The organism is Parasphingorhabdus sp. (assembly GCF_036568145.1).
Lineage (GTDB): Bacteria > Pseudomonadota > Alphaproteobacteria > Sphingomonadales > Sphingomonadaceae > Parasphingorhabdus.
Genome location: NZ_DATCTC010000037.1, coordinates 25,108 through 48,505, shown reverse-complemented (window position 1 = coordinate 48,505; position 23,398 = coordinate 25,108). Strand labels below are relative to the sequence as shown.

17 protein-coding genes are annotated in these 23,398 nt (G+C 54.9%); 9 read left to right on the top strand and 8 right to left on the bottom strand.

Annotated elements, in window-relative coordinates; all coding sequences use genetic code 11:
• Nucleotides 1-80: 80 nt before the first annotated feature.
• Nucleotides 81-866 (top strand): response regulator, encoded by a 786-nt coding sequence (locus VIN76_RS15030; protein ID WP_332042678.1) that lies wholly within the window; start codon nucleotides 81-83, stop codon nucleotides 864-866.
• Between the two features lie 152 nt (nucleotides 867-1,018).
• Here the strand turns inward: VIN76_RS15030 and VIN76_RS15025 are convergent, their stop codons facing one another.
• The 7 genes from VIN76_RS15025 to VIN76_RS14995 form a co-directional block, all read right to left on the bottom strand.
• Entirely contained in the window at nucleotides 1,019-1,564 is a 546-nt protein-coding gene (locus tag VIN76_RS15025) for a sigma-70 family RNA polymerase sigma factor (RefSeq protein ID WP_332042677.1), read from the bottom strand.
• A gap of 37 nt (nucleotides 1,565-1,601) precedes the next feature.
• A complete protein-coding gene (locus VIN76_RS15020; RefSeq protein ID WP_332042676.1) occupies nucleotides 1,602-1,853 on the bottom strand; it encodes a NepR family anti-sigma factor in 252 nt (83 codons plus the stop codon).
• A gap of 331 nt (nucleotides 1,854-2,184) precedes the next feature.
• A complete protein-coding gene (locus VIN76_RS15015; RefSeq protein WP_332042675.1) occupies nucleotides 2,185-6,381 on the bottom strand; it encodes a translocation/assembly module TamB domain-containing protein in 4,197 nt (1,398 codons plus the stop codon).
• The gene (locus tag VIN76_RS15010; protein WP_332042674.1) at nucleotides 6,381-8,495 is read right to left on the bottom strand and encodes an autotransporter assembly complex protein TamA; all 2,115 of its coding nucleotides are present in this window, start codon (nucleotides 8,493-8,495) and stop codon (nucleotides 6,381-6,383) included. The genes VIN76_RS15015 and VIN76_RS15010 overlap by 1 nt, the downstream gene beginning before the upstream one ends.
• A 271-nt stretch (nucleotides 8,496-8,766) precedes the next feature.
• Nucleotides 8,767-9,690 (bottom strand): DMT family transporter, encoded by a 924-nt coding sequence (locus VIN76_RS15005; protein ID WP_332042673.1) that lies wholly within the window; start codon nucleotides 9,688-9,690, stop codon nucleotides 8,767-8,769.
• Between the two features lie 127 nt (nucleotides 9,691-9,817).
• Complete coding sequence (locus VIN76_RS15000; RefSeq protein ID WP_332042672.1) at nucleotides 9,818-10,960, bottom strand: acyl-CoA dehydrogenase family protein; 1,143 nt, start codon at nucleotides 10,958-10,960, stop codon at nucleotides 9,818-9,820.
• Nucleotides 10,961-11,123: 163 nt separating this feature from the next.
• Complete coding sequence (locus tag VIN76_RS14995; protein WP_332042671.1) at nucleotides 11,124-13,712, bottom strand: TonB-dependent receptor; 2,589 nt, start codon at nucleotides 13,710-13,712, stop codon at nucleotides 11,124-11,126.
• Nucleotides 13,713-14,027: 315 nt separating this feature from the next.
• On the opposite strand from VIN76_RS14995, the gene gpmA reads away from it, so the two are divergent.
• Nucleotides 14,028-14,714, top strand: a complete 687-nt coding sequence (gpmA, locus tag VIN76_RS14990) for a 2,3-diphosphoglycerate-dependent phosphoglycerate mutase (protein ID WP_332042712.1) — start codon at nucleotides 14,028-14,030, stop codon at nucleotides 14,712-14,714.
• A gap of 69 nt (nucleotides 14,715-14,783) precedes the next feature.
• On the opposite strand, the gene VIN76_RS14985 is transcribed toward gpmA, so the two are convergent.
• Entirely contained in the window at nucleotides 14,784-15,260 is a 477-nt protein-coding gene (locus VIN76_RS14985; protein WP_332042670.1) for a GGDEF domain-containing protein, read from the bottom strand.
• A 347-nt stretch (nucleotides 15,261-15,607) separates the two neighbouring features.
• Here VIN76_RS14985 and purE point away from each other — a divergent pair, with 347 nt between their 5' ends.
• From purE to lspA, 7 genes are all read left to right on the top strand, one after another.
• Complete coding sequence (purE, locus tag VIN76_RS14980; RefSeq protein ID WP_332042669.1) at nucleotides 15,608-16,120, top strand: 5-(carboxyamino)imidazole ribonucleotide mutase; 513 nt, start codon at nucleotides 15,608-15,610, stop codon at nucleotides 16,118-16,120.
• Nucleotides 16,121-16,128: 8 nt separating this feature from the next.
• Nucleotides 16,129-17,199 carry a 5-(carboxyamino)imidazole ribonucleotide synthase gene (locus tag VIN76_RS14975; protein ID WP_332042668.1) on the top strand — a complete coding sequence of 357 codons (1,071 nt, stop codon included), beginning with the start codon at nucleotides 16,129-16,131 and terminating at the stop codon, nucleotides 17,197-17,199.
• 35 nt (nucleotides 17,200-17,234) lie between these two features.
• Nucleotides 17,235-17,729: a dihydrofolate reductase gene (locus VIN76_RS14970; protein WP_332042667.1), complete on the top strand. Its 495-nt coding sequence runs from the start codon at nucleotides 17,235-17,237 to the stop codon at nucleotides 17,727-17,729.
• Complete coding sequence (locus VIN76_RS14965) at nucleotides 17,726-18,940, top strand: dipeptidase (RefSeq protein WP_332042666.1); 1,215 nt, start codon at nucleotides 17,726-17,728, stop codon at nucleotides 18,938-18,940. Before VIN76_RS14970 ends, VIN76_RS14965 begins: the two co-directional genes overlap by 4 nt.
• A 6-nt stretch (nucleotides 18,941-18,946) precedes the next feature.
• Nucleotides 18,947-19,870: a bifunctional riboflavin kinase/FAD synthetase gene (locus tag VIN76_RS14960; protein WP_332042711.1), complete on the top strand. Its 924-nt coding sequence runs from the start codon at nucleotides 18,947-18,949 to the stop codon at nucleotides 19,868-19,870.
• Nucleotides 19,871-19,934: 64 nt separating this feature from the next.
• Nucleotides 19,935-22,844, top strand: a complete 2,910-nt coding sequence (gene ileS, locus VIN76_RS14955; RefSeq protein WP_332042665.1) for an isoleucine--tRNA ligase — start codon at nucleotides 19,935-19,937, stop codon at nucleotides 22,842-22,844.
• Nucleotides 22,841-23,365: a signal peptidase II gene (lspA, locus tag VIN76_RS14950; protein WP_332042664.1), complete on the top strand. Its 525-nt coding sequence runs from the start codon at nucleotides 22,841-22,843 to the stop codon at nucleotides 23,363-23,365. The genes ileS and lspA overlap by 4 nt, the downstream gene beginning before the upstream one ends.
• The last annotated feature ends 33 nt before the right edge of the window (nucleotides 23,366-23,398 follow it).

Sequence of the window (23,398 nt, the reverse complement as noted above, 5' to 3'; positions counted from 1 at the left end):
ATATGGTGGGTGCGGCGGAGGGATTGTTTTGGAACTATTGGAAGGAATATGCGTTCCCTTCCACGAGGGAGTTTTTGCCAATGCCACTAGCCGACACGATTAAGCCACATTTGCCCTATTTACGCAGATATGCCCGTGCCCTGACCGGTTCGCAAACCAGCGGGGACGCCTATGTCAGAGCAACGCTTGAGGCCATTATCGCTGACCCCAAAGCTCTGGGCGACAACGGGTCGCCGCGCATTCAATTGCACAGGATTCTCCACAAGATCTGGGAAACGACCACCCCGGATACAATTATATCGGGCGGCAATGACAAAGGGACCGGCCAGGACAAATTACGCAAAATTGCTCCGATCGGGCGGCAGATATTATTGCTGACCGCATTGGAAGGTTTCTCGACCAAGGATGTGGCCGAAATCACGGGAATAGATCAGGAATCCGTCCCTGGCCTGCTCGAAGAAGCCATTGACGATATTGACCAGGAGTTGCGGACAAACGTCCTGATTATCGAGGACGAAGCCCTTATCTCCATGGAACTGGAACAGATTGTTACCGATCTTGGCCATACGGTTTCCGGAACCGCGATAACGCATAAAGATGCGCTGCAAGAGGTGGACCGGTGCAAGCCCGGTCTTGTTCTGGCCGATATCCAGTTGGCAGATGGCAGCTCTGGCATTGATGCTGTGAAAGACATATTGGAGCAATTTTCTGTACCGGTTATCTTTGTCACCGCTTTCCCCGAACGTTTATTGACCGGGGAGCGTCCGGAACCGACCTTTTTGATCACCAAACCGTTCCAGCCAAATGCTATCCGGGCGGCGATCAGCCAGGCCTTGTTTTTCACTGTGGAAGCCCAGAATGTTTAGGCCGTAAGGATGCAGCAGGATAAGAAAAAGGGTATAGATCTCAGGACGTTGGCCTGGGCGATACCCCTCGCTATAATCAGCGTAGCGATTATAGTGTTTTTATATCTGTCCTGAGCAAGATTGACGGGCCTCTGCCCGATCAGGAAGCCCGATCAGGAAGATAGCTCGGTCACAGAGTCAAGAATATTGTCCAGCGCCGTGGCAACGGATTTATCCTGATCCGAGGATAGTTTCGAGAAACGCCCATCTGCCAAAATACCTTCCAGCGTCTGCCGCGCACGTGATACGCGGCTTTTCATGGTGCCAACGGCGCAGCCCGCGATATCGGCCGCTTCTTCATAAGAATAGCCGCCTGCACCGACCAGAATGACCGCTTCGCGCTGGTCATCGGATATTTCCATCAAGGCGCGCTGCAAGTCTGCGAGATGCAATGGGTCCTGTTGCGGGGCGGCGATAGACAAAACGCGCTCCGCTACGATTTCGTCATAATCCGCCGTGAATTTCTTACGGCGCAAGTTTGAGAAATATGTGTTTCGCAAAATGGTGAAGGTCCATGCCTTCATCGACGTGCCAGCAACAAACCGGTCCCGCGCGGACCAGGCTTTCAGCAATGTATCCTGAACCAGATCATCCGCGACATCGGGGTCCCCCGCGAGGCTGCGGCCAAACGCCCTCAAATGCGGAATGGCGTCCGTCATCTCGCGCTTAAAATCCGCTGAGGACAGTTGCTGGTGATTAGCCACGTGGGTCCGTGCTTGATTTTGAGGAGCTATCGTCGTTCTCGTTCAACTGGTCCAGAAGCGCTACCATATCATCCGGTAAAGGCTCTTCCAGAACGCTGCGATACATCGACCGAAGCCCGAAACCCAAACGCTCCCTAATCTCAAGCAAATCTTTCATCGGCTTTTCAGTATGACGAGTTTCGGGTGCACGTTTACTATTGCTATCCTCTACATTGGGTGTTGGATTGTCACTCTGATCGGGCAAAATAGGTCTCTTAAATTCGTATCTGTTGCTTCAACTCCCGATGACCTTGTTGGTTCCATATAAATATTGGAGCAAGAGGTCCCATCGGACAAAACTTTACATAAGTTCAGTATATGTAAGATTTTGTAACATATGCCGGTAGCAAAATATGACCGGCCAATCCACAAAATCGGGAGTATTTGCTGAAAATGGCCGGAATAGTCCTATAAACAAGGCACGTATCCCGGCCGAATATCAAGCTCAAAGTAGCGTGTGAATTCGGCCGCCCTTTGATCTTCACCCTCCTTAACGGCCCATAATGGATTTGGTTCCAACCGGACGCTATTTGTGTTCAATAATCTTTGGATACCTGAATATTCACGCTCTGCCTTCCCAATGTCGAAATACTCGACAATATCGACAGCCAGCGAGTGATCTGGAATTCCAGCGTAGTGGCGCTATAGCCTTTGCCATCGGTAATGAGCTCCACATAAGCCCGCCGCGTGATATATTTGCCAGCAGCAATCGAAGTCCCCTGGCCGCTATCAATGTCCGAAGGCAGAAACCGTAAACGGTCGAGCCCGACGGCTTTCCTAAGCGCGTTGATCGGGTCCAGCCCGCCGCCGCTGTTGAGCGAGGCTACTGCTGCGGCCAGTTGCACGGCCTCTGGCGCGGACAGGTCGGCGATGGAAGCGCCGAACAAAATGCGAGACAAAAGTTCATCCTGCGGCAGGGCAGGGATGCTATTAAACGCAATATCGGGGCTGTTGCCGGTGCCGGTCACATTGATCGTGGCATTCAGGCCGGCCAGATCCGCTTCTGCTTCGATATCAAGCACGGGGTTCGGCGGCCGGTTGCCCACAAAGCGGATATTCCCGCGCTCCAACTGGAAACGGCGACCTGCAAAAGTGTAATTTCCGCGAATAAGTTCTGCGCTTCCGGTCAGGGCAAAATTATCGACCGGGCCGCTGACTTTAAGGGTGGCGCGCCATTCACTGTCAAGGCCTAGCCCCTCCACCTGCAAACGGTTTGGCGCTTGCGCATTTAACGCAAAGCGCCATGGCCGGCTACGCACAACCGCAGGGCGTTCATCGGCGCGGCGATTTATCTCGCGGCCCCTGATTTGCGGCAACAATACAGACTCGCTGGCATTTCCGAACTGAAAGAAGCTGCGGTTGAGGATCACATCACCCGAGATCAGGCCGCCCTGCTCCGAACTAACGATCCTTATCGGCCCGGTCACGGTTGCGGCGAAATCATCGCGCGCAATCAACCGAGCGTTATTGGCTTCAAGGTTAAGGTTGATGCCGATCCCTTCGCCCGCCGGGACAGCGAAATTGAAACTGCCTCTGCCGCTTACCGTTCCGCCGCCTCTGGTTACGCCGGTAATATTGGGCAGCACCAGGCGCGATCCATTAAATTGCCCTTGCGCCTTTATGCCGGTTACAACCGTGCCGGTCAGGGGGCTTTCAAGCCGTGCATTATTCGTGCGCAGCTGCCCGTTGATTTGTGGATTGGCCAATGTTCCGCGAATATCGGCATCAACGGCCAGCGGGCCGGTAAGGTCGAATGTCTCTACCCCTGTCAGCCGCCACAAGGCATCGGCTGCACCATTGAAACGGGCCTGGGCAAAAAGCGGGCTGTACTGCAATTCATCCCGCCAGTTACCCCTGCCAAATCCGGAAATCCGCCCCTGGAACCGGCCGATTATGTCCGACTGTGACCTGATGATCCCGCGTGCTGCCGCGCCCTGGGTGGAGAATGCGACGTTCAGTCCCATGTCAACCGGAGTGGATGTCAGGATAAGCCCCGAACGGGTCAGCCCCCGGATCGTCAGCCTGGCATCACCAACCGGCATTTGCGAGCCGGTCTGGGCCAGCTTCACCGTGCCATTGGCTTCCCCGCCAAGCCCAAGCCCGTCGCTGAGAATATCGGCCAGCGACAACGGCATTTTATTGAGTGTCAAATCCAGCCGGGATGACTGGGTGCCCCATGTTCCGGAGAATCGGGCCGTGCCCTGACCATAAGTCAGTCTTGTCGGCGATGCGGCCCAGCCATCTTTAACCCGGCGCAGCTCAAGCGGGTTACGCAGCTTCAATGCGCGGCCCTCAAACATACCGTCTCCGTCAACCAGGTAACGGTCCGGTGCAATATCGGCCCTTGCCTGAAAGTTGAACGTACTGCCGCGCGTGCCGGCGATAGAAAAAGTAGCATCGCCCGTGCCGTCAGTCAGCCGGATACTACCGGCGATGCGGCCAACCATCAACTCGCCCCGGCTAATCCCCTGCGCTCTAACGGTCGCTTTAATATCGGACCGGCCGTCGATCAGAACCAGGTCGGCATCAAGCGAACCGATGCGGATCATGATTGGTGGTTCACCGGCAAAATGCGCATCCTTGGCCTTTAGCATGGCGCGGATTAACTGGCGGTCCTCGCCCGGTTCAAACAGGACATTCCCTGTAACCCCGCCGCCGCTAATCGCCAAATTGCCGGAAAATCCCAGATCGCCGGGACGAATGACGCCCGTAGCAATCGTGTCGGACACCCTCAACCGGCCCACCTGAATCTCTGTCCCTTGCCCCGGCAGCGTCACTATCGCCCCCTCGCCCTCAAAGGGCCCAAGCGTCGATCCGCCTGTGGTGGTAAAAGTAAAACCGTGCTTCACCGGGTCTAGATTGATCTGCACAGCAGAAAGCCCGGCGTCGGGCAGGGGGTTTTCCAATAAAACCACGATCACAGGCTCGTCCAGCTTCCCTTTAAGGTCAAGGTCGTAGGGGCCATATTGATCGTGCACACCGCTGCCGGAAAATGCGAATATTGCGGCACTTTCCTGGACACCGCTGCCCGTGAAGCGCAGCTTCGGCGCCCTGATATTCAAATCGGGGAAACGCAATTTCCTGTCATTGCCCAGCAAAAGCCCCGTCCTCAATACTGGTAGGCCGCCGCCCAGTTCACGAAGAAACGCATTGTCAAACCGGCGCAAGTTCGCCTGCGCATCACCGGTCAGTGTCAGCGCGCCAGCAGTTCCCGGCCGCAGTTCTACGTTGGCCAGAATGTCGGCAACCCCGATGTTCTTTATGGCAAAGCTGCGTGCCAGCGCTTCTATATCAATCCTGTATTCGCCGCTTGCCAGACGTGCTTCAATATCCGCTGTTGCCTGAACCGCGTTGGTGGTGATGACGGCGCTGTCCGCAAATAACCGCCCCTGTTCCAGCCGTAAAAAGGCTTGGCCGCTCAGCCCGGACAGCAATCGATCGAACAATTCACCGCTTCCGGTAATCGACCCGACTGTCAGGTCCACCGGAATATCAAAGCCTGTGGCATCGCGCCGCCCTTCACCGGATGCCTGGACCTTGCGAAGGATATTATTGCCAAAGGCGAGTTGCGGCGCGGCGAGAAGATAGCGGTAACGAAGCCCTGAAAACGGACCGTTAAGCAGCAGCTTGAACCCCAGATCCTGCGCTTTCATATTGGCCGCAAACAATTCGGGCCTGCGCACATCGAAATCTACCCTGAGCGCATCCAGCGAATTGCGGGCAAGATCAATCCCGCCCCTTGCGGTGAGCCGCGCTGCGCTGGAACTTGCCGACAAATCAAGCGCGACGAGCCCGTCCTCCATCGACGCGGTGCCATTGAGTGCAAGCTGCGGGGACGCCATTTTTCGCGCCAATCCGGACGGTAGCAACTCCGGAGAAATGATACCGTCATAACCGAACAGTCCGTCCCTTGCCGCCAGCGCCACTGCCGCAAGCTGCTGATCTGCACTGGCGGCGAGCAGCTCACCGTCCCATTTTGCCCAGTCCCCCTTGCCGGAAACGCGCATCGAAAAAACTTGCTCTAACCCCAGATAGCGCGCGATGACTCCCTTTGCCGGAGCCGTGATATTCGCGTTAAGGTCCAGCCTTTTGCGCTCTGGCTCGGCATCAAATCTCAGGTTTATCTTGTCACCGCTGCGCGTCGTTGCAGCATCCAGAATGACCATCGCGCGGCCCGCCCTGATATCAAGAGCGCCCACCATATCGGCCTGTTGTTCCTCACCGGTTACGGCTTTGCCCAGAACCAGACCATTTGCCTTGAATGCGCCAAGATAAATGTTGAAACCGGGCAATAGCGGCCCGTCTTTTTCCGTATCAATAAATTTCGGCAAACGGTCCAGTCGCCCCTTGGTGACCAGTGCATCGGAAATATAGAGTTCGTTGAAAATCCACGCCAGCGGGTTCCAGTCCACCGAGACACTGCCCGCTTGAAAGAAGACACCTTCCGGATCGGAGAGGTCGAGATCGACAATCTCTATTTTTTTATAGATCGACCCTTCTATGGCGCCGATCCCGATTCTCAGGCCATTTTCCGGCTCCATTGCCTCAACCTGTTTTATGATGAACTTATGCCCGCCATCGCTGTCGAGCCAATATGCAGCCGCAGTCAAGGCAAGGGCCAGAATCAAGAGAAACGAACCCAAGGCCACAAAAAGACCGCGCCGGGTAGGGCGTCGCGGGCCTTTGGTGGCTTTGGGCGTTATGGCATCCGGGGCGGGGGTTTCATTGTCCATCAAAATGCCTGACCCAGCGACACATAGACAGCAATCCGCGAATCCCCCTGCTGCGGGTTAATCGGTGTGCCAACATCCACCCGGATGGGGCCGAAATCACTATAATATCGCACGCCGAGACCCGCACCATAACGCAGTCCGTCAAAATCGGGCAGGGAGGCACTGTAAACATTGCCTGCGTCGATAAACGGCACAACACCGAAATTACCGCCAAACATATCCAGCCGCACACGCGCCTCCAGCGAAAACTCGACCAGTGAACGCCCGCCTACGGGGTCGTTATTGACATCGCGCGGGCCGATCCGCTGATAACCGAACCCGCGAACCGATCCGCCGCCACCGGAATAAAGCCGCCGCGAAGGTGCTATACGGTTTCGACCAGCCCCTGTAATCGAAGCCAGTCTTGCGCGGCCTGCCAGTACGATTTTTTCCGAAACCTGGTAATAGGCACTGCCATCAAGCTGGTTGCGCATATAGAAGAAGCTACCCGACTGTAACGATGCCTCTGGCGCCAATCTTACGCTCAGCCGAAAACCGCTTGTCGGGTCCAGCAGATCGTCGCTGCCATCATAGGTCAGGGTCGTGGGCAGAGCGCCGATGAAATATGTCTCTCGCGATTCCGTTTGATTGACACCGCGGATACCGCGTTCCTGCGAAGCGATTAATTCCACCCCGAAAGACCAGTTCCATTTCTTTTGAAAGATAAGATTGCTTTGCCGTTCAAGGCTGGAAGACAGTGTGAATGTCCTGGCATCATAAGCCGCAGTATCGATATTGCTGAGCCGCACCTGTCCGTTCAGCACATTGTCCCGCCTGCGGAAATTATTGCGGCGAAAGGTTATGCTGCCGGATTGTTCCTGCGTCGCCACCACTCCGGCTAACCGGATCATTCCTTCGGGCGGGAAAAGATTGCGGTGTTCCCAGCCAAGTTCCGCACGCAGACCTTCACCGGTTCCATAGCCGACCGCGCCGGATATAGTGCGAAGCGGTGCCGGTGTGATATTGACAGCCAGATCGACAACACCCGGCCGGGTTTCGGACGCAACCGGTTCAATATCCACAGTCGATACCAGCCCGGTGGCGATCAGGGCCTGACGAAGATCCTCGACATCCGGCCGGTTATAAAGGTCGCCTTCATCAAACCGTGCGATCAATGCGCTATGCTCTGGCCCGAACAGCTCGGTATTTTGCATGGTGATCGAGCCAAAGACATATTTGTCGCCCGGAGTGACGATAATCTCCAGGTCCCCGGACTGGTCGGCATGGTCAATAACCAGTTCCGGCTGACCGGTTCTGGCAAAGGCATAGCCATTTTCCGCCATGGCGATATCCAGTTTGGCGCGCGCCTCGACAATGGCATCGCTGTCGACAATATCGCCGGATTGCAGGCCAAAGACTTCGCGGAATTTCTGCGGATCATCGCCTTTGGCATTTTCGATGCCGTCCAGGTCAATGTCATCCAGCTTATATTGCGGCCCCGGTATGACCGTGATGGTCACGGCAATATCCGTGCCCTCTGCTCCGGCAAAGCGATTGCGGACGGTCGCATCATAATAGCCTTCGATACGAAGCAGCCTTTCAACCAGTTCGCGGTCGGCTTCCGCCCGCCGTTTGATTTGGGCAAAATTGGCTTCATCCCCCTTGTATTTTTCAAGAGAGGACAACAGGTCGAAACGCTCGTCAAAATCCGCGCTTAATCCGGTCGGCAGGCCTGAAAAGCGGATAACATAATTGCGCTCCGCCAATGTATCTTCCGGCTGATAATCGGCAGCTGCGGCGGATTGTGTAGTCTCGCTTTCACCCTGAACGGCGTCACCCTCTACACTTCCTTCTTCGGCAAGGCGGCGGTCCATTTCAAGGTCACGGGCGGTATCCTCGGCCTGCTCTTCCAAAGCCGCATCGTCAGACGATGCATCATCGGACAAGGGCGCGTCAAGATCCGGCCACTCCACGCCAAAGTCGGGAAATTCGGTGAGCGGCCTGTCTTCTATGAGCGGTTTCGTCTCATCAGGGGTCTGGATTTCCGTGCTTACCGGTTCGTCATCTTCTGAGCTGGTCGTTTCGGTATTTTGTGCAAATGCTGGTGACGAGGATATCACTGCCCCTATCAGCATACCCAATATCTTTCGGCCCACTGGTTTCCGACCCACTGACTTCGGGGTAACAAAGCCATTTCCACCCAGCATAATGAAAAGGCTGTAACAATACGCGGTCAGGCCCATAACCGCCTCTTTAGCCTTTCATTTAAAACTAAGCTAATAAAATAGCCGGAAAATAGAGCAAATATATTATTCACCCGATGAGCTGTTTAACGCGGTTTGAACACAGCCTTATGAACCGGTCATGACGTCAGGATAGGGCGCGGGGAGTCAGGTTTTCCGGATGTCAGGCGACCGTCGATTCCACGTGGGCAACCGTCCGGCCGCGGCGGGTCGCGATGATACATCCGGCAACGATCAGCGCCGCTCCCGCTATTGTCGGGACTGTTACGGGTTCGCGAAAGAACACCCAGCCGAAAATCGATGCCCACAGGAAGGCGCTATATTCCAGATTGATCAGAACCTGCGCCTCTGCCCGCGCATATCCCCATGCAATAAACATTCCGGAGATGATCGTCATAAGGGCCGCGCCAAGCAACAGCGGGACATATTCCGCATCCGGAGCCACAGCGAAAAACGGAGCGAGAAGCGCATAGCAGGCGCCAACGATAAGATTCTGGAAAAAGCTGATTTCAAGCGGCCCGGCGAGGAGCGCCTGGCTGCGCTGGATCACCAGATTGGCGGCATAGAGCAACGCCGATAACAAGACCGCCCCTAAACCAAGCAGTTCGTCATTGCTATATTCCCCGCTCATCTTGCCCCACCCGATAATGGCGACCCCGGCCAGCCCCAGGATAGACGCAATAATCGCATTGCGATGTATCGTCTCACCCAGAAACACCGCCGCCAGGTAAAGCGCTATGATAGGCGCTATGAATGTCAGGGCCACCGCTTCGGCAAGCGGCACCCGCGCCAGTGCCCAGAAAAACAGGAACGCCATGAAAACGGTAATTATCCCGCGTTGAAAATGGATTTTCAGCGTTCGCGGCGATGGCATTCTGGGACGGCGGGCGAAGAAAAGCGCTCCCACCAGAATGATGGATATCAAGCCCCGCCACAACATCGCATTATAGGCGCCCAGCGAAATGCTGAGGCTTTTCATCATCACGTCCATCAGGCAGAAAAAGACCAGCCCGACCAGCACCGAACCGATAGGCAGGACTGGCGCATTACCGCCAAGATTTCTTGCATCTGAACCCGGTATAGCCATAGCAAAATTTCCGTCAGCCCAACGGTTGCCGAAGGGCAGTAAAAGATCATCAGATGTGCATCGACAGGCTCAGCACTCACGGAAAAGATCTCTACCCCGCTTGGCGGCTCGATTAAAGCTCCATATGTTAAAGCCCCATCTGGCGCACGGCGAGGTCGCGCATGATTTCCTCTGACCCGCCGCCAATGGCCATGACTTTCACTTCCCGGTAGAAACGCTCCACCACATTGCCGCGCAAATAGCCTGCGCCGCCCAGAATCTGCATCGCCTCACTGGCGCAATATTCGAGATTCTTGGTCGTGGTGAATTTGGCTTTGCATATCTGCTCCACAGGCATTTTGCCTTCGCTGCCAAGCCAGCACAGCTTGTCCAGCCATGCTTCTGTTGTATCGACCCGCGCCGACATTTCCGCGATTTTGTGGCGGATGACCTGATGTTTTATCAGCGGTTTGCCAAAGGTTTCCCGCTGCTGCGCATATTTGATGGATTCCTCCAGCAATACCCGCATCATGCCAAGGCTCTGGGCGACCATGCCCAGCCGTTCATGGTTGAAATTATGCATGATCTGTATGAAGCCGCGGCCTTCGTCGCCCAGCATATTTTCGGCCGGAACCCGCACATCATCAAAATAAAGCGTCGCCTGGTCCGATGCCCACCAGCCCATTTTTCTTTCGATCTCGGTGCGGGAAAAGCCCTTCATGCCCACCTCGACCAGAAACAGGGAAATGCCTTCAAGGCCTTCGCCGCCGGTCCGCGCGCCGATGACAAAATAATCCGCCGTCATGCCGCCCGTGATAAAGGTCTTGGAGCCATTAATGACCCAGTGATTACCGTCTTTTTTGGCTGTCGTTTTCATATTGGCGACATCTGATCCGCCGCCGGGTTCGGTAATGCCAAGACTTGATCCCTTTATGCCCAGCACAATGTCTTTGAGGATCCGGTCCTTGATATCTTCCGAAGCAAGCTTCTGGATCGGGCCGATGGAAATGCTGCGCCCGCCCAGCGCCGCAACTATGCCGCCATTATGCCCGCGTGCGGATTCCTCTGCCCATGCTGCGCGCATGAACATGTCATCAAAACCCAGCCCGCCATATTTCTCTGCAACGCCAAAGCCCCATACCCCCAGAGCCCCGACTTTCTGGTGCAATTCCCACGGAATCTTGCCGGCTTCATCCCATTCATCGGCATAGGGTTGAAATTCGGCTTCAATGAACCGGCGGCTCATGTCCCTGAACTGTTGCCGTTCCTCGGTATCGGAGGGGTGACGCATATCGAAATCCTCTGCTATTGGCTCGCGGCCCGATTTTAATTGTACGGTTAAACCGATATGGGTTTCGCGATTAAAAGGAAACCAAAAAAAGAGGAGCCGGAATCCAGCCCCTCTCTCTTAATGTTCATCATGGTCCAGAAAGTGATTTCCGGAGCTGATTGACCTAGAATTTGCCTCTAAGCGTCAGGCCATACATGCGTGGCTCTTGCGGGAAAGCGGAACGCGAACCGGAACGCAGCACCGTATTGAACGTCAGGCCGCGCGTTCTTTCGTTGGTCAGATTGGTGACCCAGGCTTCCAGGCCCCATGCTTCGTCAATATCACCGATACCGGCGCGCAAATTGATTTTGACATTGCCATCCTGAACATCGAACGGGATCAGCTCGGCCACATCAATTGCGTTCTGAAGACCACCGTTCGCTGCAATCGCTGCTGCATCCGGAACAACGATAGCCTGCGTAGAAGTCCGGCGATCACTTTCCATGCGCACTTGGCCATTGATGAAGAAGTTCAGACTATTGCCAATATCACGGTTATAGGTTGCCCCCATGATACCAACCCATTTCGGCGCATTGCTCAGCGAATGGCCGCAAAGGCTGGCGATCTGGTCCACATCTGTCTTTGAACCGGCACAATTGTTCGGATAGCGCGCATCCGTATAAGTCAAAGCGCCGTTGATGGTGAAATTGTTGCTCGGCCGGATAACCGTCTCAATTTCGACACCGGTTGTTTTGGCACTCGGGACGTTAAAAGTCTCGAACTGCGCTCCCGTAAATTCCAGTACCTGGAAATTGGTAAACTCTTCGTGGAACCCGGCAACGTTGAGCGTCACTGCATTATCGAGGAATTTCGCTTTCACGCCGACTTCATAGGCATCGACTTCTTCCGAAGCAAAACGCGGGTCCGCCCCACCCGATGCCGCCGTGGCATCCAGGTTGAAACCGCCGGATTTATAGCCATGGGTGAAGCTGGCATATGCCGTAACCGGTGCGTCGAATTCATAGCTTATTTTACCGGTGTAGATCAGTTCCTCGTCGTTAAACGTGGTGTCGAACAGACGCGGCAAAGGGAAAGGATTTGCATCCGTTCCAATCGCTGGTGCTGTGAAAGGAAAACAGCCCAGTACATAAAGATTGTTGATCAGCGGTGCTGGCACATTGCCCGCACCAATCTGACCCAAAATCGCCGGGCAAAGATTATTGTTTGTCGACGGTTGTTCGAATGCGCCATCTTTCGATTCATCCGAGTAACGCAGGCCAACTGTCAGTTTCAGACCTTGGGCCACTTCCAGTGTGTTGTGCGTAAAAATCGACCAGCTTTTGCTGTTCTGCGTATAGATATTGTTCGTCCGGATCGATGCGGGATTAACCCCGGTCAGATTTTGCAGAGGTGTCGCGCCTAGGAATGTGGCTCCTCCGGCATAAAGTGGACTCGTCGGATCCAACGTCGCGCCTGCGGTTCCAGCGGCAAGTAACGCACCGGCAAGACGGTCATAATCCACACCAAGGCCCAAATTGACGTCCTGGGCAATATCTTCAGTGGAATAATAACCACCAACCATCCAGTTAAGCGCACCGCCCAATGCCTCACCCTGCACACGCAGTTCGTGAGTCATCGTGTCGATGTCCGTTCCGCCGCCCGGCAGAATATTAAACAAATCCAGGCCAGAGAAAGTCCCATCATAGCTGTCGGTTGACCGATATTCACGATAGGAGCCGATGTAAATCACATCGACAGTGTCGCTAAGAGGAACTTCAATCTCTCCGGTCACACCCCACTGGTCGTTGACAGGATTCGGCAATTGATTCGATGTAGCAATACGATTTTCAACAGATTTCTGCGCCGTCACCGTATCAAACGGATTCTCAGCAACATCCGGAGCCGACATGCCGCCCCGTGCGCCCATGCCAAGCAAGCCAAATATTCCCGATGTCTCAACGGGCGATTTCAGCAATTCAACCGGTGAACAGCAACTGGCCGTGCTCTTGGAATAGTCGGCAATCAAACGGGCGCTAATCCCGCCATCGCTTTCATAACCCAACTGGCCGCGAACAAGATACTGGTCGGTTTCATTGGACTTGCCCAATTCGATGCCATCCCGGTCAACGACCGTTACATAGCCGTCACGTTTCCGGTAAGCGCCGGTAACTCGCAGAGCCAGCGTATCCTGGACAATCGGCACATTAATTGCGCCTTGAACGCTCATATGGTCAAAATTGCCATAGGTCGCATTTACAAATCCGCCCAATTCGTTGAGGTCAGGGCGCTTGTTGGTGATATTCAACGCCCCTGCCGACGTGTTGCGTCCAAACAGGGTACCCTGTGGACCGCGCAGCACTTCTATCCGTTCCACGTCAACAAATTCGCCCAGCGCAACGCCTGGGCGCGACTGGTAAGCTCCGTCAACGAAAATGCCGACTGCTGATTCAAAACCGATATTATTGGATGTTGTGCCGATACCGCGAATACGCAGAACGACTGTGCCCGATGCGGTTTGTGCGTTGGAGGTGGAAAAGCTTGACGAAACGCTGCCAATATTCTGGACATTGACGACACCCTGCTGTTCCAGCTGAACAGGGCTAACGGCCGTCACGGCAACCGGAATGTCCTGCACATCTTCTGCACGGCGTGTAGCGGTCACAATGATAACATTGTCTTCTGCCCCCGATGCCCCGGTATCTTGTGCATAGGCGGGAACGGTCAGGGCGCTGGTACACAGTGCAGCCATTAAAACGCGATTCAAGCTTTTCATAAATTAACTCTCCTGTTTAACTTTCCGCAGTCCGTCATTTGTCCTATGGGTGGGGAAGGAACATGACTCTTGAAGCGGGTTCGCTTGCCTCAGTCCATTAATCGATTGATTAAATCAACCCCCTATCTAAACCGTTATAAATAATCTTCCCGGAATGGGATCTTGCGTTGCATAAAAGATACAGTTCCCCGAATTTCCGGCGGGATAGCTTGTGTTCCGGATATTATGGACCAAAAATCCTGCTTGGCGGAAAATGTCGCTGCCGCTAAGGATGCCGAAACAGTAAATGCTGCAACAGTAAAAACAGGACCGCACATGCCCCAACTCATCCTTCTTCGTCACGGCCAGTCTCAATGGAATCTGGAAAATCGTTTTACGGGATGGTGGGACGTGGATGTCACCGAAAAGGGGATAGAAGAAGCAAAGGCCGCCGGTCGCCTGATGAAGGAAAAGGGCATCGACGCTGACCTGTGCTTCACCAGCTTGCAAACCCGCGCGATAAAAACCCTCAATCTGGCTTTGGAAGAAATGGGACGATTGTGGTTGCCGGTGGAAAAGAATTACCGGTTGAACGAGCGTCATTATGGCGGGCTGACCGGCCTGGATAAACAGGAAACCCGCGACAAGCACGGCGATGAACAGGTGCATATCTGGCGCCGCAGCTTTGACACACCGCCGCCGCCAATGGCCGCAGATAGCCCCTATCAAATGTCATCGGACCCGCGCTATGCCGGAATTGAAGTGCCCGCTACCGAGAGCCTGAAAGACACAATCGCCCGCGTTCTGCCCTATTGGAAAACGCGCATCGCACCCGAACTGAAATCCGGCAAACGTGTCCTGATCTCGGCCCACGGCAACAGCCTGCGTGCACTGGTCAAACATCTTTCGGGCATTTCCGATGACGAAATTACCGGCCTGGAAATCCCGACCGGACAGCCGATTATCTATGATCTGGACGACGACCTGAAGGAAATTGAACGCTATTATCTGTCGGAGCGGTAAGGGGCAGGGCGCTCAGGCTCTTTGGACAAGCGAGGTTCTTCTTGTCCAAAGGCGATTATCAGATTTAACCTAAGCCCGCTTCTTCGACTTATACATCGCTTCATCGGCGCGCGACATCAGGGTGGTTACTGTATCTGCCGGGCCGACAAAGCTATAGCCGATGGCGGCGCCGCAGCTCAGAATCTGGCCATTGGATACCGGCTGTGATGATTCGATCCGTTCGATCAGGGACAGGATTTTATTCTCCACCCGGTCCGCATCCAGATTGTCGAGGAGCAGGGCAAATTCATCACCGCCTATCCGCGCCACCATATCGCTGCCGCGGATATTATCCTGCAACAGCTTGCCCAGATGGACCAGCAAGGCATCCCCGGCGCTGTGGCCATAGGTGTCGTTAATGACTTTCAGGTCATCTACGTCCAGAAAGAGCAGGGCCGTAATATCGCCATAGCGTTGGCACCGCACAATCCGCTTTTCCAGAGATTCGATAAAATAGCGACGATTGGGTAGCCCCGTCAGAACATCATAGTTGGCGCGCAGTTCCATATTGGCCAGCTCGTCTTTTAACTTAATGTTTTCTGATCGAAGTGCATTGCAATTCAAGCACGATTGATTGTTATGATTTTCTTCATGGATCAATATTTTACCCCCTAAAGTAATATATCTATTACCATTATTTATACTTTATTGTCCTTTAGTTTGACTAAAGCGGCATAGTCAAGGAGGGAGAGGGGTTACAGCCGTCTGAGTCCCTTATTGTAAAATGTCACACTATGTAAAAGCGCCTTGCCAGGGCCCGAAGTAAAAAGCGCGAGAGGCATCATTGGTGCATTGCGTGGCCGACATTTCATGTCTAAACGGTTTTGCTTCCGTTACACTATTCAGGTGCAAGAATGACCGAAGCGACCCCGCAAGCTATCCCCCGAACCGAACCCTTGGTCGGAATAATCATGGGTAGCCAGTCGGATTGGGCCACCATGAGTCTGGCAGCGGAAATTCTGGAACAGCTTGATGTCGCGCACGAGGTCAAAATCATCTCTGCGCACCGGACACCGGACCGGCTCTATGATTATGCCAGTTCGGCGGTTTCACGGAAATTGAAAATCATAATCGCCGGTGCCGGCGGAGCAGCCCATTTGCCCGGCATGGCGGCGTCCATGACACGGGTGCCGGTGCTGGGCGTGCCCATCCAGTCGCGTGCATTGAATGGAGTCGATAGCCTGCTCTCCATCGCGCAAATGCCGGGGGGCGTACCCGTCGGTACCATGGCGATTGGTGATGCCGGGGCAAAGAACGCGGCTTTGCTGGCGGCGGCTATACTGGCCAATGAGGATGATGCCCTTGCCGCCCGTCTGGACGCATGGCGCGCGGCGCAAAGCGCGGCCGTTGCCGATCAACCGGAATAGTTGCTAACATGACTCCACTTCCTCCAGGATCCACCATCGGAATATTGGGCGGCGGGCAATTAGGCCGCATGCTCGCCATCGCGGCAGCGCAGCTTGGCTATCGCTGCCATATCTATTCGTCAGACAAAACCAGCGTCGCCGCCGATGTCGCAGCGCAGTTCACCTGTGCAGCGGACGAGGATATCGAAGCGCTCGGCGCATTTGCCGATGCCTGCGATGTGATCACCTATGAATTTGAAAATGTACCCGTCGCCCCGCTCACTGCAATATCTCGAAAAGCACCGCTTTACCCGCCTGTTGCCGCATTGGATGTTGCACAAAACCGGATTGCCGAAAAAGAGTTTGCCAGATCCAATGGCGGCAGAACCGCACCATTTGCCGAAGTCACCGATCGCGAATCCTTGGACAGCGCCGTTAATCAAGTGGGCCTGCCCGCAATCCTGAAAACCATCCGCATGGGCTATGATGGCAAGGGCCAGACGCGGATCAGGAAAGGGGATGACCCCGCGAAACATTGGGATGCCGTCGCGCATCAGCCTTGCGTGGCAGAAGGTTTCATCACCTTCACCCATGAGTTTTCCGTAATACTCGTGCGCGGACAGGATGGTCAGGTCCGCTATTGGGATACGCCGCACAATATCCATGCAGAGGGGATATTGGCAAAATCCCTGATCCCCGCCCCCGCGGAAATCATAGCGCAAGAGAATGCAGCCCGCGCACTGGCGACCAAAATGGCGGACGCGCTGGATTATGTCGGTGTGCTGACTTCAGAATTTTTCGCCACCGCCGACGGACCAGTATTCAACGAAATGGCCCCGCGCGTTCACAATAGCGGCCATTGGACGATAGAAGGCTCCATCACCAGCCAGTTTGAAAATCACATCCGCGCGATATGCGGACTACCGCTGGGCGATACCGGGAAAGCGGCTGACAAGATTGAAATGACGAACATCATTGGCGGGACAGCGGATGAATGGCAGGCCGTATTGCAAGACCCGGCAAACCACCTTCACCTCTATGGAAAAGGCGAAAGCAGGGCGGGGCGGAAAATGGGTCATGTCACGAAATTATTTTTCTGATTTGCACATGATTTGATCTGGGCTAGGCGCGAGTTATGAATCATCCGAAAATCATTTTCGTACTTGCGCGCTCCGATAATGGGGTGATTGGAGACGATGGGGACATACCGTGGCATTTGCCCGCGGATCTTCGCCATTTCAAATCCCTGACACAAGGGAAGCCGATGATTATGGGCCGCAAGACTTTTGACAGCTTGCCGGGCCTGCTGCCGGGGCGGCGGCACATAGTGCTGACCCGCGACAGTGAATGGGAAGCCGAAGGCGCCGAGGTGGCGGGCAGCGTTGAGGAAGCCCTGAAAATAGCCAACGCCCCGCAGATTGCCGTCATTGGCGGAGCGGAAATTTACCAGCTATTCCTGCCCAAAGCCGACCGGATTGCCCTCACCGAAGTCCATATAGATGTCGAGGGTGACACGGTTATCGAAGAGTTTGACCCTGCAATCTGGGAAGAGCTTGAGCGCGAAGCCCATGAACCGAAAGACGGAAAGCCGGGATATTCATTTGTCATGCTGCAAAGGAAGGCTGGATGAAAAAACTTTTGGCCTCCTTGCTGATCCTCATCATCATTCTGGCCATTGGTTTTTTCCTGTTCCTCCCCACCATATTCGAGGAACAGACGAATAAAATTGACGGTATGCCCTTGCCGGAAATTACCGCCGAAGCCCAAAATTTGCATGACAGTCTGATGATTGTCGACCTCCATAGCGATACATTATTATGGAAGCGCAAGATTACCGACAGCGTGGATTACGGCCATGTCGACTTAAAGCGTATGCAGGCAGGCAATGTCGGTCTGCAGATATTTTCCAGCGTCACCAAAACGCCGCGCGGCCAGAATTATGACAGTAACAGCGCCGATACCGATAATATTACCCTGCTCGCGGTGGCGCAGTTGCAGCCGGTGCGCACATGGAGCTCCCTTAAGGAAAGGCAGCTCTGGCATGCCGCAAAGCTGAACCGCGCGGTAACCGCTTCCAAAGGCGCGATGACTTCGATTAGCTCTTCCAGTGATGTTGACGGACTTGCCCTGCAACGCTCTCAGGATAACAAACCGATAGGCGTGCTTTTCTCTGCCGAGGGCCTGCAAACGCTGGAAGGCAAGCGCGAAAATCTCGACACGCTTTATGACGCAGGGCTGCGTATGGCGGGTCTGGTGCATTTCTTTGACAACAAGCTGGCCGGTTCCATGCATGGGGAAGCGAAAGGCGGCCTCACCGATTTTGGCCGGCAGATTGTCCGCGACATGGAAGACAAGGGCATGATCGTCGATATTGCCCATAGCAGCCATGAAGCGGTTGCCGATATCCTGAAAATCGCGCGCCGTCCGGTGGTATCCAGCCATGGCGGGGTGCAAGCGGTCTGCGGCGTGAATCGCAATCTTACCGATGAAGAGATCAGGGGCGTTGCGGCGACCGGCGGTATCATCGGTCTGGGCTATTGGGACGGAGCGATGTGCGGCACAGACCCCAAAACGGTGGCCAAAGCGGTCAAACATGTCCGCGATCTGGTGGGCATCGAATATGCTGCACTGGGCAGTGATTTTGACGGAGCGGTGACGACCCGCTTTGATACCAGCGGGATTGTCCATATCACGCAGGCCTTGATGGTGGCCGGCTTTACCGAGGCGGAAATTCGCGCCGTGATGGGCGGCAATGCGCTGCGGGTTTTAGGGGAAGGCCTGATCCCTTTTAAACAATTACCCAAACGAATTGTTGAACAAACAGCCAAAACTGGCCAATAGCGCAAAATCATGCGGTTGAACGGACAAAACAGAATCACGGACGAGCTGCGCGGTGCGATCATTGCGCTCGGCAATTTTGATGGCTTTCACAAGGGCCACCAGGCCGTGGCACAAGCCGCAATTGACTGGGCAAAATCGGAAAACCGGCCCGTAATTATCGCAACATTTGATCCGCACCCTGTGCGCCATTTCAAACCGGATGCGCCGCCCTTTCGCCTGACCACGCTCGACCAGCGGGAGCACCTGTTTACGGCTGCCGGGGCCGACGCGATGCTGGTATTTGAATTTGACGCGCAGCTTGCCGCGACCACGGCCGGGGACTTTGTCGAAAAGCTGCTCGTCGATCGGTTTGGCGCTGCGGGCGTTGTCACCGGCGAGGATTTTACCTTTGGCAAAGGCCGTGCGGGCAATGTCACGGTGATGGAGCAGCTTGGTTTACCGCTGGGCCTGCTCACCAAGACGGTTAGCCCCGTCTATGATGACGGAGAGGTTGTTTCTTCAAGCCGGATTCGCGCCGCGCTGGAAGAGGGTGACTGCGAAACTGCGGCTCGGTTACTGACCCGGCCCTTTGCTATCGAAGGCCCGGTCATTCACGGCGACAAAAATGGCCGCGAGCTGGGTTTCCCCACCGCCAATATTGATATGGGCCATTATCTGAGGCCCAAATATGGCATTTACGCCGTTAAAGGCCGCTTTCCGGACGGACGGGTTGTGAATGGCGCGGCCAATCTGGGTATCCGGCCCAGCTTTGACCCGCCCAAGGAATTGCTCGAACCCCATTTCTTTGACCTGAAGGAAGATTTATATGGTCAGGTGATCGAGGTCGAGCTGCACCATTTCCTGCGCGGAGAGCAGAAATTTGACGATCTCGACGCCCTGGTCGTGCAGATGGATAAGGATTGCGAGCAGGCCCGTTTGCTCCTGACATGAAATGGAAAATCGGATGAAAAGCATGCTTGCGTCGCCGCGCTCCCTCGCCTAATCCCCGCCAGTCATGACCGATAAAACATCTGCCACAGAGCAAGACTATAAAGACACGGTTTTCCTGCCGAAAACCGACTTCCCGATGAAAGCCGGCCTTGCGAGCAAGGAACCGGCGATTCTGGAGCGCTGGCAAAAAATCGGGCTTTATGAAAAGTTGCGGGAAAGCCGGGCAGGGCGTGAAAAGTTCATTCTTCACGATGGCCCGCCTTATGCCAATGGCAATATCCATATCGGCCACAGCCTGAACAAGACGCTCAAGGATCTTGTTGTGCGGACACAGAATCTGCTCGGCAAGGATGCGCCCTATGTGCCGGGATGGGATTGTCACGGCCTGCCGATCGAGTGGAAGATCGAGGAAGAATATCGCAAGAAAAAGCGCAACAAGGATGAAATCCCTCCCAGCGAGTTTCGCGCCGAATGCCGGGAATATGCGGAAAAATGGGTGGATGTCCAGCGCGAGGAATTCAAGCGGCTGGGCATATTGGGGCAGTGGGACAAACCCTATCTGACCATGGATTATGACGCCGAAGCGGCGATTGTCACGGAACTGCTGAAATTCGCGGAAGCAGGGCAGCTTTACCGCGGCGCAAAGCCGGTCATGTGGTCGCCGGTTGAAAAAACGGCTCTGGCAGAGGCCGAAGTCGAATATGAAGATATTACCTCGACGCAGATTGATGTGGCGTTCGAGATTGTCGAAGCGCCCAATGCGCCGGAACTGGTTGGCGCCTATGCGGTAATCTGGACGACCACGCCGTGGACGATTCCGGTCAATCAGGCGCTCGCTTATGGGGCGGATGTTGAATATGCCCTAGTTACCATCAAAGGGTATGACGGCCCGGAATTCGGTGAACATGAGGGTAAAAGAATCCTTGTCGCTAAAGATCTGGTGCCCGAACTAGAAAAACGCGTAATAAATTTTCATATCGCGCCGGACCATGTACCCGAATATAAATGGAAAATATTCAAAGGTTCCCAACTCGCTGGAGCCATTGCCAAGCACCCGATGGCTGACAAACTCCCGGACAGCGAGTTTTATACCAAACCCCGCCCGTTCCTTGACGGCTCGCACTTTGTCACCACCGATGCGGGTACGGGCCTTGTCCACATGGCGCCCGATCACGGCGAAGACGATTTCGACCTGTGCAAGAAAAACGGCATTAACCCCGTGTTCGCTGTCGATGCGGACGGTGTTTACCGGGACGATTGGGCATGGTTGCCGCGCGGGGACGAGCGCAGCGGCGCGGTGATTAACAAGAAATTCGTCAGCAGCACCGGTCCGATTTGCGAAGATTTGCGCGCGGCAGGAGCTTTGCTCTCGGCCAGCGATGATTTCGTGCACAGCTATCCGCATAGCTGGCGCTCCAAGGCGAAAATCATCTATCGCTGCACGCCGCAATGGTTTGTGCCGATGGATGTTCCTATCGATCATGATGTGCCCCGCTGCGCCGATGAGGCGGAAATTCGTGCGGCTCAGGGTGACGGCGAAACGCTGCGGGAAACCGCGCTGCATGAAATCCGCGAAAAAATCCGCTTTGTGCCGGAACGCGGGAAACGACGTCTTGAATCGATGGTTGAGGGCCGCCCCGACTGGGTCTTGTCTCGCCAGCGCGCATGGGGCGTGCCGATCGCGCTTTATGTGAACCGTAAAACCGGCGAATATCTCAATGATCCGGCAGTTAATGCGCGCATTATCGCAGCGTTCAAAACGGGCGGCGCCGATGCCTGGTTCAATGCCGATCATCAGGAGTTTCTGGGCAGCGATTACCAGCTTGATGATTATGAAGTCATCACTGATATTCTCGACGTCTGGTTTGACAGCGGCTGCACCCACGCATTCGTGCTGGAAAGCGGCAAATGGCCGGACCACCGCTCACCCGCCGACCTCTATCTGGAAGGCAGTGACCAGCATCGCGGCTGGTTCCAGTCCAGCCTGCTGGAATCATGCGGCACCCGTGGCCGTGCGCCTTATAAAGCAGTGCTGACCCACGGCATGACGCTCGACAAGACGGGCAAGAAAATGTCGAAATCACTCGGCAATACGCTTGATCCGCAAAAGATTATCAACGTCAATGGCGCGGATATCCTGCGCCTGTGGGCGGCCAGCGTCGATTTTACCGAGGATCACCGCATCGGTGACGAAATCCTGAAGGGTGTCACCGACAGCTATCGCAAATTGCGTAACACGTTCCGCTATATGCTGGGTGGACTCAGCGATTTTGCGGAAAGCGAACGGGTCGCGGTCGCCGACATGCCAGAGCTGGAGCGTTATATTCTTCACCGGCTGGCCGAGGTCGATGCGAAGCTGAAACAATATGTGAATGATTTCGCTTTCGGGCCCTATATGCGCGAGCTGTCTGCCTTTGCGCAGGAGGATTTGAGCGCGTTCTTCTTCGATATTCGCAAAGACTGTCTCTATTGCGACGCGCCGGATGATCCAAAACGCATGGCTTACCGGACGGTCATGGACATATTATTCCATGCCCTGACCCGCTATATCGCGCCGGTGCTGGTCTTCACCGCCGAGGAAATCTGGCAGAGCCGTTTCCCGGACGAGAATGACTCGATCCATTTGAAAGAATGGCCGGAAGTTGATGCTGCGTGGACAGATGCGGCGCTGGCCGGGAAATGGGAAAATATCCGTGCCGCCCGGAACAATGTTACAGAGGCTATTGAACCGCTGCGCCGGGAAAAGACTATCCGTTCCAGTCTGGAAGCGGAAGTCACCTATCCCATGGCTGACCTGCCGATAGATGCCGGCGAATTTGCGGAACTGTGCATCGTTGCGGATGTCAAGGACGGAAGCGGGATTAACGTGACCAAGACCGGGCATCATAAATGCGGCCGCTGCTGGCGCTTGCTACCGGATGTGCCGGAAGATGGCGGCTTATGCGGCCGGTGCGAAAAGGTTCTGGGCGCGTGAATGCTTCGGTCACAAAATACCGGATAACCGGCCTTGTCATCGCCTTCCTGATCTTTGTCATAGACCAGTTCACCAAATTTGTCGTGATGCACAAGCTCGATCTCCCTTCCAGGGGGCAGATTGAATTGATCCCGTTTTTCAACCTGACCTGGGCGGAAAATTATGGCGTTTCTATGGGCTTCCTGACCGCCTCGACCGAATTTCAGCGCTGGGCACTGGTCGCGCTGACCGGTGTGATCGGCCTCGCTGTTCTGGTCTGGATGTGGCGGGAAAAGGCGAAATGGGACATATTCGCGCTCTCACTGGTCCTTGGCGGAGCGGCGGGTAATATCCTCGACCGGACGCGGCTGGGCTATGTTGCGGATTTTGCCGATTTGCACTTTGGCGGCTTTCGTCCGTTCCTGATTTTCAACGTCGCCGATGCTTGCATTTCCATCGGCGTCGTAATCCTGCTTGCACGCGCGCTGTTATTGCGCGACAAGCCGGTCGAAGATAAGAATATTCAGCTTGGCGACAGTTGACCCATTGTAAAGGACACGCCACAGTTCTGGCCA

What these genes read in the sequence shown, in the direction of transcription:
- VIN76_RS15030 (WP_332042678.1), top strand. Translation starts at nt 81, where the DNA reads ATGCCACTAGCCGACACGATTAAGCCACATTTGCCCTATTTACGCAGA.
- VIN76_RS15025 (WP_332042677.1), bottom strand. Translation starts at nt 1,564, where the DNA reads ATGACGGACGCCATTCCGCATTTGAGGGCGTTTGGCCGCAGCCTCGCG.
- VIN76_RS15015 (WP_332042675.1), bottom strand. Translation starts at nt 6,381, where the DNA reads ATGGACAATGAAACCCCCGCCCCGGATGCCATAACGCCCAAAGCCACC.
- VIN76_RS15010 (WP_332042674.1), bottom strand. Translation starts at nt 8,495, where the DNA reads ATGCTGATAGGGGCAGTGATATCCTCGTCACCAGCATTTGCACAAAAT.
- VIN76_RS15005 (WP_332042673.1), bottom strand. Translation starts at nt 9,690, where the DNA reads ATGGCTATACCGGGTTCAGATGCAAGAAATCTTGGCGGTAATGCGCCA.
- VIN76_RS15000 (WP_332042672.1), bottom strand. Translation starts at nt 10,960, where the DNA reads ATGCGTCACCCCTCCGATACCGAGGAACGGCAACAGTTCAGGGACATG.
- VIN76_RS14995 (WP_332042671.1), bottom strand. Translation starts at nt 13,712, where the DNA reads ATGAAAAGCTTGAATCGCGTTTTAATGGCTGCACTGTGTACCAGCGCC.
- gpmA (WP_332042712.1), top strand. Translation starts at nt 14,028, where the DNA reads ATGCCCCAACTCATCCTTCTTCGTCACGGCCAGTCTCAATGGAATCTG.
- VIN76_RS14985 (WP_332042670.1), bottom strand. Translation starts at nt 15,260, where the DNA reads ATGGAACTGCGCGCCAACTATGATGTTCTGACGGGGCTACCCAATCGT.
- purE (WP_332042669.1), top strand. Translation starts at nt 15,608, where the DNA reads ATGACCGAAGCGACCCCGCAAGCTATCCCCCGAACCGAACCCTTGGTC.
- VIN76_RS14975 (WP_332042668.1), top strand. Translation starts at nt 16,129, where the DNA reads ATGACTCCACTTCCTCCAGGATCCACCATCGGAATATTGGGCGGCGGG.
- VIN76_RS14970 (WP_332042667.1), top strand. Translation starts at nt 17,235, where the DNA reads ATGAATCATCCGAAAATCATTTTCGTACTTGCGCGCTCCGATAATGGG.
- VIN76_RS14965 (WP_332042666.1), top strand. Translation starts at nt 17,726, where the DNA reads ATGAAAAAACTTTTGGCCTCCTTGCTGATCCTCATCATCATTCTGGCC.
- ileS (WP_332042665.1), top strand. Translation starts at nt 19,935, where the DNA reads ATGACCGATAAAACATCTGCCACAGAGCAAGACTATAAAGACACGGTT.